This is a genomic window from Agrobacterium vacciniicorymbosi, from assembly GCF_040427045.1.
Lineage (GTDB): Bacteria > Pseudomonadota > Alphaproteobacteria > Rhizobiales > Rhizobiaceae > Agrobacterium.
In genome coordinates this window covers 278909-293692 of sequence record NZ_JBETMF010000006.1, presented here as the reverse complement: position 1 = coordinate 293692, position 14784 = coordinate 278909, and the positions used below count along the sequence as shown (strand labels likewise).

Below are 14784 nucleotides of genomic sequence, written 5' to 3'. Positions count from 1 at the left end.
CTAGCTCGCTTTTTTCGTGCCCGTCTTACTGGCTGGCTTCTTGCGTGGAGATTTGGCCTCGCCCTTATCGGCGGCGCTGCGGCGAAGTGCTTCCTTGAGATCAACCACGTTGTCGCGCTTTTCCTCGACATGTTTTTTGATCGGACGCCCCTCGATCTTCGCCTTGACCAGTTCGGCCAGCGCATCATTGTAACGATCCGGATAGGCGGCTGGATCGAAGGTTCCGGCGCGTTTCTTGATGATGTGTCCGGCAAGCTCCAGCATCTCGTCATCGAACTTAAGGTCAGGAACGGATTTGAAGGTCGCGCTTTGCGAGCGGACCTCGTAATCGAAATTGAGCGTGGTCGCGATCAGCGATTTCTCATGCGGGCGGATGATGAGAATGCGGTTTCTGCGAAACAGCACGGCCTCGGCAATCGCCGCGACCTTCTGCCGCTGCATGGCCTGGGTGAGCAGGCTCAAAGCGTCCTCCCCGTCCTGATCGGTCGCGGCCAGAAAATAGGGCCGATCGAAATAGAGCTTGTCGATTTCATCATAAAGAATGAAGTTTTCGACCTGAATGACCTTGTCGCTTTCCGGCATCAGCTTCGCGATCTCGTCACCCTCGACGATGACGTGGTCGCCATTGTCCAGCTCGAAGCCGCGGACCTGATCTTCCTTGTCCACCTGATCGCCGGTGTCGCTATCGACATATTGCCGCTCGACACGATTACCGGTCTTGCGGTTGACGATGTTGAAGGAAATCTTTTCCGAGGAGGTCAGCGCGGAGTAGAGCCCGACCTCGCAGACCAGATCGCCGAATTTGATGTGGCCTTTCCAGCTTGCCCGCCTCGTCATGGACGCGCGCCTTCGCGGTCAGAACCAAGCCGCAGATGTTTCAGCGACTTGTCGATTGTCTGCATATCTTCTGCGGTAACGACGGGGATGGGATCGGAGGCCATGGCCTCCAGCACTTCAGGCGAAAGGCCGCCATTGCGCATGACCCATTCCATCGCCTCACGCGTTTCCCGCTCGGCACGCAATTGCGCGTAAAGTGCAAGGATCAAGCGATCCCTGACATCATAGGTTTTATGACCAGATTTCTTGGGTGTACGCGACACGGATCACTCCTCCAACCATTGGCCTTCAAAACACCCTAACGCCCGCAACAGCCCGGCGTTCCAATTTCGGATGCGCTGGAGGGATTTGTTGGTAACGCAGGAAATTTTGGCGTGGATGAGAGCAAATTCAGGAGAATCACGTCAACCAGAGCGGAGCGCGCAGAATCGTCAGTCAACCGAAGGAAGTATTTCCAAGCCAAGTCTTCGACTTACTTTGAGCCGCAAGTTTATCCTTGTTTTTCAATGTCATTTAACCAAAGCAAAATCCTCGTTTTTATCTTGGAACCAAACGCGCCGATGCGACTTGTTACGCTAGGGCGCGACACGTACGGGGCAAGTTTTGAATTTCATAGGCGGCGGCGAATGCGGGGATTTGTTCCGGGGCTTTGCTTGGAACGAGTGTCCAATCGGGACTCCAGACGAATGGCCCGTTGAACTTCAGACGCTCGTCAACGTCATGCTCGGTTCATTGCAGCCCATGCTGATGGTGTGGGGCCCGCAGCAAATCACGCTCTACAATGATGGTTACGCCGCCATGTGTGGCAACCGCCATCCTGCTGCCTTTGGGCACCCCTTCAAAGACCTCTGGTACGACATTTGGGATGGTGTGGAGCCGATTATCTCCGCCGCCTATGCCGGGCAGGGCACCTCGATGGATGACATCCAGTTCATCATGCACCGCAAAGGCTACCCGGAAGAAACGCATTTTTCCTTTTCCTACACGCCGGTGAGAGACCGCGACGGTGTGGTGCTGGGCATGTTCTGCGCCTGCACTGAAATTACCAATGAAATTCTCATGCGCCGTGAGCAGCAGAGCCAGCAGGAAAAACTACTCCAGATATTCGAAATGTCACCCTCCGGCATTGCGACGCTCAGTGGCCCGAACCACGTCTTCGAATTTGCCAATGAGGAATATTATTCGATGATCGGTATGGGCCGCGAGATCATCGGCAGGTCCGTGGCCGAGGCCGTGTCGGAAGTCGTCGGGCAGGGGTTCATTGATCTGCTCGACGGGGTCTACAGAACGGGTGAGCCATTTGCATCGCGTGCCGTACCGGTCGAACTGAACCGTGGGCCGGACGGCGAGAGCCAGAAGCGCATGATCGACCTCGTCTATCAGGCAATGCGGGCGCCGGATGGACGGATCACCGGCATTCTCGTGCAGGCGCAGGACGTGACGGAGCGTGTGGCTGAGCAGAAGCATCGCGAACTGATATCGCATGAACTCGGCCACCGTTTGAAGAACCAGTTGGCTATGGTGCAGGCCATTGCCTCACAGACCCTGCGCTCTGCGGAGGATGTTTCTTCTGCCCGCAAGACGCTTTCTGCGCGTATCGGTGTTCTGAGTGCCGCGCATGACACGGTCATTCAGGGTGGTCTCGGCACGTCGCAGGTGCACAAACTCGTCAACCAGATGCTGGAGGTCCATGACGACCCGATGGCGTCGCGCTTTTCGGTCTCCGGCCCTAATCTGCGCGTCGGCTCGCGCCCGTCGCTGTCTCTCTCGCTGATCCTGCATGAACTCGCCACCAATGCCATCAAATACGGGGCGCTTTCCGCGCCTGAAGGCAACGTCAATATTCGCTGGCGTGTCTCTGGTGACAGGAATGACCGGTTCGAACTTGTCTGGACGGAAACCGGTGGCCCTGTCGTCATGTCGCCGGAACGGGTGGGTTCCGGGTCGCGTCTCATCAAGGCCGGGCTTGCCGGTGCCGCCGATAGCAATGTCGATATCATCTATGACGCCTGCGGCTTGCGCTGCATCATTTCAGCCGAGCTGACCAGCTTTCAGCAGGAGCATTAAGCAGATGCCGCAACCCCGCCTTTTGATCGTTGAAGATGATGGCCTCATACGGCTCGACCTCGTGGATATGGTCTGCGACCTCGGCTATGTGGCCGATGAGGCGGCGACAGCCGATCAAGCGGTCAAGATGCTCGAAGCCGACGAGTCCATTCACGCGATCCTGACTGACATCGATATGCCGGGCTCAATCAACGGCTTGGGCCTTGCCAATGTTGCGCATCGGCGTTGGCCAGATATCAAGGTGGTCGTCATTTCGGGCCGTTATAATCCAGCGGAAGGGGTTCTGCCTCCGGGTGCGATTTTTCTGACCAAGCCGGTGTCACCGCATGTTATCGAAAAAGCATTGTCCGACATAGGTCTCAGCATCGCCTGTTGATTGGCCAAGCCCTCCCAGACATGCAAAATGCCCGCACGCAGCGGGCATTTTTTGATGGATATTCAGTCTTGTTTTACTGCCAGGTCTGGCGGTCGTACCAGGTATCGACATCCTTGCGGACGTGGTCTTTTTCGACGCCGTAGCGTTCCTGGATCTTGCCTTCCAGCTGGTCGCGCTTGCCTGCAATCTGGTCCAGATCATCATCGGTGAGCTTGCCCCACTGTTCCTTGATCTTGCCCTTAACCTGCTTCCAGTTGCCTTCTACACGGTTCCAATCCATGGCTTTTCTCCTTTTTGTTACATAGAAGTAACGGGCGGGCAGCTTCTGCGGTTCCGATAAAATAATCGTTGAAAATTCGTTAAAATCTGATTCGACATGTGATTCGATCAGGTGTAGAAATTAATTGTTCGTGAAAATGAGTGTCGATACTTGGCGTATTCTAGGGAGGATGAGCCTTGTCGTATGCGGCTTTTCAAAGGGTTGGCGCACAATTGTCACCCCAGCAGGTCACTGACCTTCAGACCATATTTGATGGCGTGTGTTTCGAGTGCCTTGAAGACCGGAGCAGTTCGGTCGCCAATGAATGCGCAGCCGTTCTGATCAGGAGCGCCCAACGCGGCATCCTTGATCATGAGATGCTTCGCGATATTGGCAAGGCGGTTCTGCGCCGCCATTGATCGTCTGAGAAATGACGAATGGTGCAAGCGCCCGGTCTCCCGGGCGCTTTTATTGTGTCAGCTTTTTTCCTGAATATGGGCTTCCAGAAACCACAGCGATTTATCGAGATCGCGCGAGGCAGCGGTGAAGATATCGGCTGTGTTGGCATCGCCCGCATCGTCGGCTTCATCAATGGATTTGCGAACCAGATTGGCGACATCGCCATAGCGTTCGATCAGCTCGGCCAGATGATCCTGAATTTTGAAGATGTCCGTGGGATAAGCCTTCAGCTTCGATGTGGACGTCACCGTCTGAACCGTGCCGAGGGCAGTCCCGCCCAGTTGCACGGCGCGTTCGGCAATCGTGTCGCTGTGCTTGTCCAGCAGGGTGCGGAACTGGTCCAGCAATTCGTGGATGGCGATGAATTGCGGCCCCTTGAGGTTCCAGTGCGCCTGCTTGGTAATCAGCGAAAGATCGATGACGGAAGCCAGAGACTCGTTCAATAGCCCTATGACTGTCGCTTTCGCATTGGACGGCAAATCGTTCCTGGTCTTATGGGTTCGCATTTTTCTCTCCTCAAACATCGATCAATGGTTCGTTTTTGAAACATGTGAGAAAGCAACGAGTTGAGTGCGCCAGTCGTTCCAATCATTCTGTACGGAAACGACCATTCTGCGCGGTTCAATCGTCAGGCACATCGCTGATGATTTCGCGGTTCAGCAAAATGAGGGATCGGTCAGGCGCGATGCGATAGGTCTCAAAGGCATGGCGTCCGTCATTCATGATGAAGTCATGGGTCAGCGTGCTGCCGATGGGCGACTTGGTCAGCTTCGTTCGCGGCTGGCCGCCATAGGTGATGCTGCCCGGAATGGGCTCCACGGATGAGGCGGCGGTCGTGCAGGATGTGAGCGCCAGAATGAGAAACAGGGCGAGTGGGCGCATAGTTTATTCCTTGAAAGAGCTCGGGCTGCAAGCTTAACGGGTACCAGCTGCTTTCCGTTCCGATGACAAAAAAGCCCCGCATTCTTTCGAATGCGGGGCAGTTCCTTGGGAGGAACGCTTAGTCTTTTGTTGGCGCGACTTGCTCAGTCTTCGTTGGCGGCAAGCTGCGTCAGCACCTGGCCGCGGCCGCGAAGGCGCATGATGAGCGGCACGATGAAGGCTGCTGCAGCGACGAGGAACAGGCCCACCGCAATCGGGGAGGTGAACAGCACCATTGGGTCGCCCTGTCCGATGGACAATGCACGACGCAATTGCTGCTCCGCCAATGGTCCGAGGATGAGACCGACGACGGCTGGCGCAATCGGGTAGCCGAAGATGCGCATGATGTAGCCGAGGATACCGAAGGCGAGCAGCATTCCGAGTTCGAAGACGGACGGGTTCGCACCAATCGTCCCGAGCGTTGCAAACAGCAGAATGCCTGCATAGAGCCAGGGCTTGGGAATGGTCAGCAGCTTCACCCACAGGCCGATCAGCGGCAGGTTGAGAACCAGCAGCATGAGGTTGGCGATGAAGAGGCTGGCAATCAGGCCCCAGACGAGCTGTGGGTTGGTCGCAAACAGAAGCGGGCCGGGCTGAAGGCCGAACTGCTGGAAGCCGGCCAGCATGATGGCAGCCGTCGCCGTTGTCGGCAGGCCGAGCGTCAGCAGCGGGACAAGCGTACCGGCAGCAGATGCGTTGTTGGCGGCTTCCGGACCGGCAACGCCTTCAATAGCGCCGTGGCCGAATTCTTCCGGGTGCTTGGACAGCTTCTTTTCCGTTGCATAGGACAGGAAGGTGCCGATTTCAGCGCCACCGGCTGGCATCGCGCCAATGGGGAAGCCGATCAACGTGCCACGAAGCCATGGCTTCCACGAGCGTGCCCAGTCCTGCGCGCTCATCCAGACCGAACCCTTGACGGCCTCGACCTTTTCGTCGCCGCTCTGGCCTTGGGCCACGATGAACAGTGTTTCACCGATAGCGAACATGGCAACGGCAAGTGTGGTGACTTCCACGCCGTCGAGCAGGTCGGGAATACCGAAGCTCATACGCGTCTGGCCGGTCAACTGGTCGATGCCGACGATGGCGAGCGCAAAGCCGATGAACAGCGAGGTGAGGCCGCGAAGTGCGGAGTCACCGAAAGCGGAGGACACGGTTACGAAGGCCAGCACCATCAGCGCGAAATATTCGCGTGGGCCAAAAACCAGCGCCAGCTTGACGATGTAGGGTGCCACGAAGGCCAGCGCGATGGTGGCAATCAGACCCGCCACGAAGGAGCCGATGGCGGCCGTCGCCAGCGCCGGTCCACCGCGCCCCGCACGGGCCATCTTGTTGCCCTCCAATGCGGTTACGATGGACGCACTTTCGCCGGGCGTGTTGAGAAGGATCGAGGTCGTCGAGCCGCCATACATGCCGCCGTAATAGATGCCGGCAAACATGATGAGCGAACCGGCAGGGTCTAGCCGGTATGTGACGGGCAGAAGCAGCGCCACGGTCAGCGCCGGGCCGATGCCGGGCAGAACGCCAACGGCGGTGCCGAGCGTAACGCCGATCAGCGCGTAAAGCAGGTTCATGGGTTGCGCGGCAATCGCAATACCTTGAAGCAGAAATTCAAAAGTGCTCATGGACAGTTGTCCCCCTGTCGGGTGAAGCCGTTGCTGCCGTTTACGTGCAGGCGCGCGGTTTCATGTCTTGTTGGTTATTGAACGGATCGGCTGTCAGAAAAACAGCCGTTCCAGAGGTCCAGCAGGCAGCGACAATTGCAGGAACTGCGCGAAGATGACCCAGATGACGAAGCTGAATACGATGCCGATGGGGATCGAATACCAGAGCTTGCGTTTGCCGAAGGCGCGGGCCGTAAAGGCAAACAGCAGGCCGGTGGCAATAGAGAAGCCAGCGACGTTCAGCAGCAGCATCTGCGCGGCAAGACCGGCAACGACCCAGACGACGGGGCCGATTTCCTGCTTGTCGCGGACCGGGAATTCGTTGCGCCATGCTTCAAAGCCGGTCCAGATGGCCAGACCGATAAGACAGAAGGCAATGGCGTAAGGAACGGTTGCTGGTCCAACAGGAGAATAACCGGTGACGCTGGCAAGCCGTGCCGAATCCCAGAAGATGACGGCGGCAATGATCACCAGAAAAACGGCGATGCCGAACGCCGCCCAATCAGGGCGGCGCTTTGTGGGTTGGGAAGGGGATGAACCCTGGCTCATTTTACCAGTCCGATGTCTTTGAGGATGGCTTCTGTCGAGGCGGTGTCCTTAGCAAGCTGTTCCTTGAAAGCGTCACCGGCAAGATAAGTGTCCATCCAGCCCTTGGTCTTCAGCGTTTCCTGCCACTTGGCAGACTTCGCCAGCTTTTCGACATCCGCGCTGACAGCCTTTTCCTGCTCAGGCGTCAGGCCTGGAGGGGCTGCAACCATGCGCCAGTTCTGGATAACGACGTCGAGGCCGCTTTCCTTCAGCGTCGGTGCATCGATGCCTTCGATCTTGGCTTCGCTGGAGATGGCGAGAAGACGAACAGTTCCGGCCTTCACCTGGCTTTCGAATTCGCCATAGCTGGAGATGCCAGCAGTCACCTGCGCGCCGAGAATGGAGGCCAGAGCTTCACCGCCGCCGGAGTAAGCGATGTAGTTGATCTTGGTTGGATCGACGCCTGCAGCCTTGGCAATCAGGCCAGCCGTGATATGGTCGGTGCCGCCGGCAGAACCGCCGCCCCAGGAAACGCTGCCCGGGTCTTTCTTGAGCTGTTCGACCAGTTGGCCGATGTTCTGGAGCGGGGACGATGCTGGAACGACGATGACTTCATATTCACCGGTCAGACGCGCAATCGGCGTGACGTCCTTCAGCGTAACCGGAGCCTTGTTGGTGAGGATGGCACCCACCATGACGTAGCCGCCGACGATCAGCGCGTTCGGATTGCCCTTCTGCTGGCTTGCGAACTGCGCAAGGCCAATGGTGCCACCGGCGCCGGGAACGTTCTGAACCTGAACGCGCTTGGAAATGCCGTCTTCCTGCAGAACGGTCTGCAACGAACGTGCCGTCTGGTCCCAGCCACCGCCGGGGTTTGCAGGAGCAATGATGGTGTAATCAGCTGCTGCTGCTGGAAGTGCGATTGCGCCAGCGAGTAGCGAAGCGATGAAGAAATGCTTCAAAGTGAACCCTCCTTGTATGCCATTCGGCATGTTGTGATCATAGCGGAAGGGGCGCACATGGCCGACATCGAGGGCTGCACTTGAGCAACCGGACAACGATTTGTCGGATGAGACTTCCTCCCGCTTCTTCAGTCCGCCTCCACGGATGAACGAAGAACTGCACAGCACCACAGAAAGCTGTCATCTAACTGACGCTTGGCAATTCCTCAGCGCATTTACTGTCTATTAATTTTTGAAATTCGTCTACTGGGCGCGCAAAGCTTCGTTCCAGCGCTCAATAATGCGGGCGCGCTTGACCTGATCGAGATAGACCATCAGCCCCGGACTGACCGGAACGGGCCGCAATTGCGCGCCGTGGATGGCCTGCATCATGTTGGCGGTATTCTCCCCCGCCACGTCGGGGCTGACGGCGGGGATTTGCAACTGCCGCGCCATGATGGTCTGGCCTTCCTTCGACATGAAGAATTCCAGATAGCGGCGGCCAAGCTCCGCATTCCTTGCTGCCTGCGGTACGAGCCCGATGCGCGACATGACGACGGTATAGTCCTTGGGCAGCACGATGCCGACATCGGGATGGCGGGATGCCCAGTCCGCCGCATAGGAGCCGAGGATGTTATAGCCCAGCACGAAGCGACCATCGGAGATGCGTTCCAGAATGGCGGAGCTGGTGGAATAGACCTTCACCCCCGCCGTGCCCATGCTCTTGATGACATTCCAGATATCGCCGAACTGTTCCTGATCCCGAGACATGAACAGGAAGCCAACGCCGGAGCGCTCTATGTCATAGGTGGCAATGCGCCCATGCACCTCTTTGGCATGGCGCTCCAGATAATCCACGAACTCGGCCCGGCTGGCCGGGGGCTTTTCCGTCTGGAAGCTCGGCTTGTGATAGACGAAGACGGCGGGTTCGAAGGTCAGCGCATAGGCCGTGTTGCGCCAGTTGGCCCAGGCGGGCCAGCGGGCGCTCATGGGCAGGTCGGAGCGCTGCGCATAGCCATCATTGCTGAGTTTGACCTGAAGATCCATGGCCGAAGAGAAGGCGAAATCGGCGGTTTTCTGGCCTGCATCCGTCTCGCGCACGATGCGGTCGTAAATCTCGCCGGTCAGCATATCCTCGTAGGAAACCGCCACGTCCGGGTTGGCCCTCTGGAAACCTTCGATCATGGGCGTGGCGAGCGGTTCGTCCAGCGAGGAATAGACCACAAGCGTTTCCGCATCCGCCTTGCCTGACAGGGCAGGGAAAAGCATCTGCTGCGCCTGCAAACAGGTGGCGGCAGTCAAGAAAAGACAGAGAGACAGAAGAATACGCATGGAAAAGATCATGCCGCAGGCCCTTGCCATTCACAAGACGGGAAGGCTTGGATAAATTTGATCCAAATGGAGGGCGTCTGCTTGCGAATTCTGCTGGTGGAAGACAATCAGGTTCTGTCGGAGGGCTTGTCGGCGCTGTTGCGGGGCAGCGGCTATGCCGTGGATGTGGTGTCCGACGGTGCCTCGGCCTATGCCGCGATTGCCGCAGAAAATTTCGACCTCGTCATTCTCGATCTCAACCTGCCCGAAATGGACGGTATCGAGGTGCTGCGCTCCATGCGCGCCCGGCAGGACAAGGCTGCGGTGATGATCCTCACTGCTCGCGGCACGCCCGAGGAGCGGGTGAAGGGGCTGGACCTCGGGGCCGATGATTACATGATCAAGCCCTTCGACATTACCGAATTCGAGGCGCGGGTGAGGGTGCTTCTGCGGCGCAATGCAGGTCTGCGTTCATCGCTGGTCAGTTTCGGCAAGGTGTCGTTCGATCTGACGTCGCGTACCTTTTCTGTCGATGGCAACCCGCTGGATATTCCCGCACGCGAAGTGGCGCTGTTGGAAGTGCTGTTCATGCGGGCCGGGAAGGTAGTGGCCAAGGAAGCCATTGTGCAATCGCTGACCGGTTTTGACGACGAGTTGTCCGGCAACGCCATCGAGCAATATGTCAGCCGTCTGCGCAAGCGTCTCGCGCCGCATGGGCTGACGGTGAAGACGGCGCGGGGCATCGGTTATTATCTCGAAAAGCTGCCGGAGATGGCGGAATGAAGCAAGCCGCCTATTCGCTGCGGCGGCGTCTGCTGGGCTGGCTTCTGATTTCCACGGCGATCATCGGCTGCGTGGCGCTGGCTGATACCTATCGCGAAGCCATCAACACAGCCAATATCGTCTCCGACCGCGTGCTGTCCGGCTCCGCGCTTGCCATAGCCGAACGTGTCGTGGTGTCGGAAGACGGATCTCTGGAGGTGGATATTCCCTACGTCGCGCTGGAAATGCTGACATCGGCAGCGCAGGACCGGGTGTTTTACCGCGTCGATGGACCGAACGGGCAATTTCTGACGGGCTATCAGACCCTGCCTTCCGTGGAAAAGGCCCGCAGTGACGCGCCGATTTTCGTGGATGCGGAGTTTCGTGGCGAGCCCATTCGTGTGGCGGCCATCGAGCGTTTTGCCTCGACCGGCGTCAATTCCGTGCCGTTTACCGTCACGGTGGCGGAGACGACGATTGCGCGTAGCCGTCTGGCGCAGGCCATCATTCTGCGTTCGGCGTTGCGCCTGCTGTTCATGATCGTCGGTGCGGCCATCATTGTGTGGATTGCGGTGACGATTTCGTTGCGTCCACTCTACAGGCTCAGCGAAGCCATCGATGAGCGCAGCCCCAACGATTTGCACCCCATCCGGCAATCGGTGCCGGTGGAGGTGGAAAACCTCGTTGAGACCGTCAATTCCTTCATGGTGCGGCTGCAATCGGCGCTGGATGCGCTGCGGCACTTTACCGGCAATGCCAGCCATCAGTTGAGAACACCGCTTGCTATTATCCGCACTCAACTCGCCTTGTCGGCGCGCGCGTCTACTTTGCAGGAAGCGCAAGCTGCTGCGCACAAAGGTGATGCGTCGGTGGCTCATGCCGAGCATATTCTGGCTCAGCTTCTACGCATGGCCAATATCGACGCGGCGGGGTCGGGGGAAAAGCAGAGCCTTGTCGATGTCGATCTTGTCTCGCTGGCGCAATCCGTAACTGCCGATTATGTGCCTGTCGCGGCAGAGGCTGGCATCGATCTGGGTTTCGAACAGATGGATGCGGTCAGCATACCGGCAGAACCATTGTTGCTGGGCGAGTTGCTTGGCAACCTCATCAGCAATGCCATTGCCTACGCCGGGCGTGGTGCTGAGGTAACGGTGAGGGTGGGACGCGCGGGAGGTTCGACCTTTATCGAAGTCGAGGACAATGGCCCCGGGATTTCCGCTGAGAAGAGAGACGTCGTGCGGCAGCGTTTCGCCAGAGGTGATGGTAACGCGGCACCGGGCGCGGGCCTTGGATTGGCAATCGTCGAAGAGATTGCCTCGCTTTTCAACGGGCAGCTTTCGCTGGAAGACGGCGCGGTCGGAAAAGGGCTGAAAGCCACCGTGCAGTTTTCGTGAAGCGGCGCAGACGCGCCGCTTCTGTCGCTTGCGAGTAGTCTTACTCGTTAATCTTGTCGATCAACTGCATCATGATGTCTGCACAAGCCTTCATTGGCTCGTCGTCAGCACATTTGATGTCGATCTTCGTTTCGCCCTGCTCCAGGCGGAAATGCGCGCCCTTGGACGGTGGCGGCGGTGGTGGCATCATCATGCGGTCACGCGGGCCGCCCTCTCTTGGGCCACCTTCACGCGGACCCCAATGGCCGGGTGGCGGCGGTGGTGGAGGCGCTTCTGCCCGTGGGCCAGCACCTGGTGGCGGTGGTGGTGGAGGCGGCGCATCAGTCTGTTGGCCCGCATCAGGCCCGCCTGCTGGTGGTGGCGGTGGAGGCTGCTGGGCAAACGTCGAACCTGCCGCGAGAAGAAACGCGGCACCGGCAATAATCAGCTTTTTCATGAGGGAGACCTCTGTGTTTGACAACGCAAGACAAACGGCCTCGAAAGGCACTCGGTTGCTCATGGCCCAAAATAAAGTTCTCAACGAAAACTGTATTTACTTAGAAAGGTGCATCCATCTTAGAATGCTACAAGCTTGTTATAATCTCAGATGACGCGGTCTTGGTCTTCGCGACCAGCGAAAGCCTGTAGCCGAGCGCATCCGCCACCTTGGCAATTGTCCCGAGTTCTGGATTACTTTCACCGCTAAGGGCTTTGTAAAGCGTTTGGCGAGAGAGGCCAGTTTGACGTGAAAGATCACTCATGCCTTTTGCCCGAGCGACGACACCCAAAGCGTGCGCGAGCTCATTTGCATCACCGGATTCCGTAGCATCTGCAACATAGGCGGCAATTGCGTCTTCGCTATCGAGATAGCGGGCAGCATCATATTCGCGTGTAACAAGTGGCACGATCTATTCCTTCAGCGCTTTGGCCAGCTTCTTGGCCTTGGCAATATCACGTCGTTGAGAACTCTTGTCGCCACCGCACAGCAGCACGATAACGACTTTGCCGTCCTGGATGAAATAAACACGGTATCCCGGCCCGTAATCGATCCTGAGTTCGCTGACACTTTCGCCAACTGGTTTCACATCGCCCGGATTTCCATCCGCAAGCCGATACACGCGCCTTGCGATACGAGCTCGCGCCTGCACGTCGCGCAACCCGCCTAGCCATTCAGCGAACTCTTCCGTCTCACGGATCGTGAACATCGAAAATGTAAACCATAGTTGTCAGTTCGTCAATCTCAGTGAGCTGCCCTTAGCCCATCCGCTCCGAGGCATAGGAACCCGGGCTTGGCGGGAAAACCACTGTGCGGTTGCCGTTGATGAAGGTGCGGTGGTGGATGTGGGCGTGGATGGCGCGGGCCAGTACCTGGCTTTCCACATCGCGACCCAGCGACACGTAGTCTTCGGCAGATTGGGCGTGGGTAACGCGGACGGTGTCCTGCTCGATGATCGGGCCTTCGTCCAGATCGGCGGTGACGTAGTGGGCCGTTGCGCCGATGAGCTTTACACCGCGCTCATAGGCCTGCTTGTAAGGGTTGGCGCCCTTGAAGCTGGGCAGGAAGGAGTGGTGGATGTTGATGATGCGACCGGACATTTTGCGGCACATTTCGTCTGACAGGACCTGCATGTAACGCGCCAGCACCACCAGTTCAGCACCGCTGGTGTCGATCAAATCAAGCAGTTGCGCCTCGGCCTGCGGCTTGTTGTCCTTCGTTACCTTGATGTGGTGGAAGGGAATGTCGTGATTGACGACGACCTTCTGGTATTCGAAATGGTTGGAGACCACGCCGACGATATCGATGGGCAGCGCCCCGATCTTCCAGCGATAGAGCAGGTCGTTGAGGCAATGGCCGAAGCGCGAGACCATCACAAGCGTCTTGGTGCGCTCGCCATCGCTGTAGATATTGGCCTCCATGCCGAATTCCGCGGAAATCGGCGCAAAACCGGCTTCGATATCTTTCATGCCGACGCCTTCTTCGGAAATGAAGGAAACGCGCATGAAGAACTTGCCGGTTTCAAGGTCATCGAACTGGGAACTATCGACGATGTTGCAACCCTTGCTCGCCAGATAACCCGATATGGCTGCGACAACGCCGCGTTTGGATTGGCAGGCTACGGTGAGTACATAGGTCGTCATCGGTTTCCCTCATCAAGTGTCGCCACGGCCTATAGCGCAGGCTTGAGTTCAGCGCAAAGCCTCTCATCTGCGTGCCATTTCCCGTTCGTTACCAATGCCTTGAATTCATAAGGCATGGTGCGCGGGCCGGGACATGCCGGAAGCGACATTCGATGTTCAAAAGGAGAGCGACGATCAGGAAGGGAAAGCCGCCTCCAAAAAAATGGCAGCGGCTTAAGACGGTGTCAGGCGAGGAAGCTGTCGCGCAGCGCCTCGAATTTCGTCAGCTGGTCGGCCAGCAATTCCTTGTTCGCATCGCGGCGAACAAAGAGCTTGAACATGGCGCTGCCGCCCGCATTCATGAACCAGACCGACAGAGAGCGGCGTCCATGAAACTCACGATCGATGAAGGTGATCGAGGCACAGTTGTCTTTCTTGATATGCCCGCCAATGGGGCTATCGCCATGAATATTGAACCAGCCATGCCCTTCCGTTCCCACGGGCAGATGGCCGGGCACTTCAAAGACGATATCCGGCGTCTGCACGATCATCAGGACTTCGCCCCATGTGCGCAGCTCGTTCCAGATGTCGTTGAACTTTTCGGCAGGGGCCGAGACGGCTGCACCATGCGGCAGAAGCCCCAGAATTTCGGCTGGCGTTACGTCTGCCTTGGCGGCAATGGCTTCCACCACGCCATCGGGCTTTTCGGCAAGAGCGGCCTTGGCGCGCTCCAGCCGTTCATCGGTTTTTTCGGCAATCGCACTCATGGTCGGGTTCAAGCCGCAACGGGACGGTCTTGGCCGTCCTTGTCTTCATGAATGATGACGTCGAAACCTTCGAAATGCGGGCCGGAGAGATATTCGACCTTGCCGCGATTGTTGCCAGCATTGGCATGGGCAGCGCGGAACTGCTCTGACTTCGTCCACGCGGTGAAGTCTTCCTTGGTCGCCCAGACGGTGTGGGAAGCGTAAAGCGTATGGTCGTCGGCCTTGGCGCCTTTTAGCATGTGGAATTCCAGATAGCCGGGCATTTCGGCCAGATGGCGCTTGCGCTCACGCCAGATGGTTTCAAAGGCTTCTTCAAAGCCCGGCACGACACGGAACCGGTTCATTGCAATAAACATCGATAGTCTCCCTTTAAATGTGCGGTACCGAATGTTGGTACGTTGCCC

The 14784-nt window shown here is 57.8% G+C and carries 20 protein-coding genes; 4 read left to right on the top strand and 16 right to left on the bottom strand.

The genetic code is table 11. The annotated features are described in order from the left end of the window. The gene (gene ku / locus ABUK73_RS12255; RefSeq protein ID WP_353577503.1) at nt 1–837 is read right to left on the bottom strand and encodes a non-homologous end joining protein Ku; all 837 of its coding nucleotides are present in this window, start codon (nt 835–837) and stop codon (nt 1–3) included. Continuing rightward, nucleotides 834–1100 (bottom strand): hypothetical protein, encoded by a 267-nt coding sequence (locus ABUK73_RS12250; RefSeq protein ID WP_353577502.1) that lies wholly within the window; start codon nt 1098–1100, stop codon nt 834–836. The genes ku and ABUK73_RS12250 overlap by 4 nt, the downstream gene beginning before the upstream one ends. 457 nt (nt 1101–1557) lie before the next feature. Here ABUK73_RS12250 and ABUK73_RS12245 point away from each other — a divergent pair, with 457 nt between their 5' ends. Both ABUK73_RS12245 and ABUK73_RS12240 read left to right on the top strand, forming a co-directional pair. Further along, nucleotides 1558–2904: a sensor histidine kinase gene (locus ABUK73_RS12245; protein ID WP_113088892.1), complete on the top strand. Its 1347-nt coding sequence runs from the start codon at nt 1558–1560 to the stop codon at nt 2902–2904. A gap of 4 nt (nt 2905–2908) precedes the next feature. Continuing rightward, nucleotides 2909–3280: a response regulator gene (locus ABUK73_RS12240; RefSeq protein ID WP_353577501.1), complete on the top strand. Its 372-nt coding sequence runs from the start codon at nt 2909–2911 to the stop codon at nt 3278–3280. A 73-nt stretch (nt 3281–3353) separates the two neighbouring features. Here the strand turns inward: ABUK73_RS12240 and ABUK73_RS12235 are convergent, their stop codons facing one another. The 8 genes from ABUK73_RS12235 to ABUK73_RS12200 all read right to left on the bottom strand — a co-directional run bounded on the left by ABUK73_RS12235 (nt 3354) and on the right by ABUK73_RS12200 (nt 9381). Next, complete coding sequence (locus ABUK73_RS12235; protein WP_113088890.1) at nt 3354–3560, bottom strand: CsbD family protein; 207 nt, start codon at nt 3558–3560, stop codon at nt 3354–3356. A gap of 215 nt (nt 3561–3775) precedes the next feature. After that, nucleotides 3776–3985 carry a hypothetical protein gene (locus ABUK73_RS12230; RefSeq protein ID WP_353577500.1) on the bottom strand — a complete coding sequence of 70 codons (210 nt, stop codon included), beginning with the start codon at nt 3983–3985 and terminating at the stop codon, nt 3776–3778. Between the two features lie 30 nt (nt 3986–4015). After that, nucleotides 4016–4504 (bottom strand): DNA starvation/stationary phase protection protein Dps, encoded by a 489-nt coding sequence (gene dps / locus ABUK73_RS12225; protein ID WP_113088888.1) that lies wholly within the window; start codon nt 4502–4504, stop codon nt 4016–4018. Between the two features lie 115 nt (nt 4505–4619). Further along, the gene (locus ABUK73_RS12220) at nt 4620–4880 is read right to left on the bottom strand and encodes a hypothetical protein (RefSeq protein ID WP_353577499.1); all 261 of its coding nucleotides are present in this window, start codon (nt 4878–4880) and stop codon (nt 4620–4622) included. A 143-nt stretch (nt 4881–5023) separates the two neighbouring features. Beyond that, complete coding sequence (locus ABUK73_RS12215) at nt 5024–6541, bottom strand: tripartite tricarboxylate transporter permease (protein WP_353577498.1); 1518 nt, start codon at nt 6539–6541, stop codon at nt 5024–5026. 93 nt (nt 6542–6634) lie between these two features. Continuing rightward, nucleotides 6635–7129 carry a tripartite tricarboxylate transporter TctB family protein gene (locus ABUK73_RS12210; RefSeq protein ID WP_353577497.1) on the bottom strand — a complete coding sequence of 165 codons (495 nt, stop codon included), beginning with the start codon at nt 7127–7129 and terminating at the stop codon, nt 6635–6637. Continuing rightward, a complete protein-coding gene (locus tag ABUK73_RS12205) occupies nt 7126–8070 on the bottom strand; it encodes a Bug family tripartite tricarboxylate transporter substrate binding protein (protein ID WP_353577496.1) in 945 nt (314 codons plus the stop codon). Before ABUK73_RS12205 ends, ABUK73_RS12210 begins: the two co-directional genes overlap by 4 nt. A gap of 243 nt (nt 8071–8313) precedes the next feature. After that, entirely contained in the window at nt 8314–9381 is a 1068-nt protein-coding gene (locus tag ABUK73_RS12200; RefSeq protein WP_353577534.1) for an ABC transporter substrate-binding protein, read from the bottom strand. An 81-nt stretch (nt 9382–9462) separates the two neighbouring features. On the opposite strand from ABUK73_RS12200, the gene ABUK73_RS12195 reads away from it, so the two are divergent. Beyond that, on the top strand, nt 9463–10143 hold the full coding sequence (locus tag ABUK73_RS12195; protein WP_353577495.1) for a response regulator transcription factor: 681 nt from the start codon (nt 9463–9465) through the stop codon (nt 10141–10143). Then, nucleotides 10140–11516 (top strand): sensor histidine kinase, encoded by a 1377-nt coding sequence (locus ABUK73_RS12190; RefSeq protein ID WP_353577494.1) that lies wholly within the window; start codon nt 10140–10142, stop codon nt 11514–11516. The genes ABUK73_RS12195 and ABUK73_RS12190 overlap by 4 nt, the downstream gene beginning before the upstream one ends. 40 nt (nt 11517–11556) lie before the next feature. Here ABUK73_RS12190 and ABUK73_RS12185 read toward each other — a convergent pair whose 3' ends face one another. The 6 genes from ABUK73_RS12185 to ABUK73_RS12160 form a co-directional block, all read right to left on the bottom strand. Further along, nucleotides 11557–11952, bottom strand: coding sequence for a hypothetical protein (locus ABUK73_RS12185; RefSeq protein ID WP_353577493.1), 396 nt, complete (start codon nt 11950–11952; stop codon nt 11557–11559). A 127-nt stretch (nt 11953–12079) separates the two neighbouring features. Further along, nucleotides 12080–12400: an addiction module antidote protein gene (locus ABUK73_RS12180; RefSeq protein ID WP_353577492.1), complete on the bottom strand. Its 321-nt coding sequence runs from the start codon at nt 12398–12400 to the stop codon at nt 12080–12082. A gap of 3 nt (nt 12401–12403) precedes the next feature. Beyond that, entirely contained in the window at nt 12404–12700 is a 297-nt protein-coding gene (locus ABUK73_RS12175) for a type II toxin-antitoxin system RelE/ParE family toxin (RefSeq protein ID WP_353577491.1), read from the bottom strand. Between the two features lie 49 nt (nt 12701–12749). Continuing rightward, entirely contained in the window at nt 12750–13634 is an 885-nt protein-coding gene (gene purU / locus ABUK73_RS12170) for a formyltetrahydrofolate deformylase (protein ID WP_353577490.1), read from the bottom strand. 224 nt (nt 13635–13858) lie between these two features. Then, nucleotides 13859–14380: a heme utilization cystosolic carrier protein HutX gene (gene hutX, locus ABUK73_RS12165; RefSeq protein WP_353577489.1), complete on the bottom strand. Its 522-nt coding sequence runs from the start codon at nt 14378–14380 to the stop codon at nt 13859–13861. Nucleotides 14381–14388: 8 nt separating this feature from the next. Further along, the gene (locus ABUK73_RS12160; RefSeq protein ID WP_113088877.1) at nt 14389–14736 is read right to left on the bottom strand and encodes an antibiotic biosynthesis monooxygenase family protein; all 348 of its coding nucleotides are present in this window, start codon (nt 14734–14736) and stop codon (nt 14389–14391) included. Nucleotides 14737–14784: the final 48 nt, after the last annotated feature.

Coding starts and splice junctions, on each gene's coding strand:
- dps (WP_113088888.1), bottom strand. CDS start 4,504: ATGCGAACCCATAAGACCAGGAACGATTTGCCGTCCAATGCGAAAGCG.
- ABUK73_RS12160 (WP_113088877.1), bottom strand. CDS start 14,736: ATGTTTATTGCAATGAACCGGTTCCGTGTCGTGCCGGGCTTTGAAGAA.
- ABUK73_RS12240 (WP_353577501.1), top strand. CDS start 2,909: ATGCCGCAACCCCGCCTTTTGATCGTTGAAGATGATGGCCTCATACGG.
- ABUK73_RS12235 (WP_113088890.1), bottom strand. CDS start 3,560: ATGGATTGGAACCGTGTAGAAGGCAACTGGAAGCAGGTTAAGGGCAAG.
- ABUK73_RS12215 (WP_353577498.1), bottom strand. CDS start 6,541: ATGAGCACTTTTGAATTTCTGCTTCAAGGTATTGCGATTGCCGCGCAA.
- ku (WP_353577503.1), bottom strand. CDS start 837: ATGACGAGGCGGGCAAGCTGGAAAGGCCACATCAAATTCGGCGATCTG.
- ABUK73_RS12175 (WP_353577491.1), bottom strand. CDS start 12,700: ATGTTCACGATCCGTGAGACGGAAGAGTTCGCTGAATGGCTAGGCGGG.
- purU (WP_353577490.1), bottom strand. CDS start 13,634: ATGACGACCTATGTACTCACCGTAGCCTGCCAATCCAAACGCGGCGTT.
- ABUK73_RS12185 (WP_353577493.1), bottom strand. CDS start 11,952: ATGAAAAAGCTGATTATTGCCGGTGCCGCGTTTCTTCTCGCGGCAGGT.
- ABUK73_RS12200 (WP_353577534.1), bottom strand. CDS start 9,381: ATGCGTATTCTTCTGTCTCTCTGTCTTTTCTTGACTGCCGCCACCTGT.
- ABUK73_RS12220 (WP_353577499.1), bottom strand. CDS start 4,880: ATGCGCCCACTCGCCCTGTTTCTCATTCTGGCGCTCACATCCTGCACG.
- hutX (WP_353577489.1), bottom strand. CDS start 14,380: ATGAGTGCGATTGCCGAAAAAACCGATGAACGGCTGGAGCGCGCCAAG.
- ABUK73_RS12190 (WP_353577494.1), top strand. CDS start 10,140: ATGAAGCAAGCCGCCTATTCGCTGCGGCGGCGTCTGCTGGGCTGGCTT.
- ABUK73_RS12245 (WP_113088892.1), top strand. CDS start 1,558: ATGCTCGGTTCATTGCAGCCCATGCTGATGGTGTGGGGCCCGCAGCAA.
- ABUK73_RS12210 (WP_353577497.1), bottom strand. CDS start 7,129: ATGAGCCAGGGTTCATCCCCTTCCCAACCCACAAAGCGCCGCCCTGAT.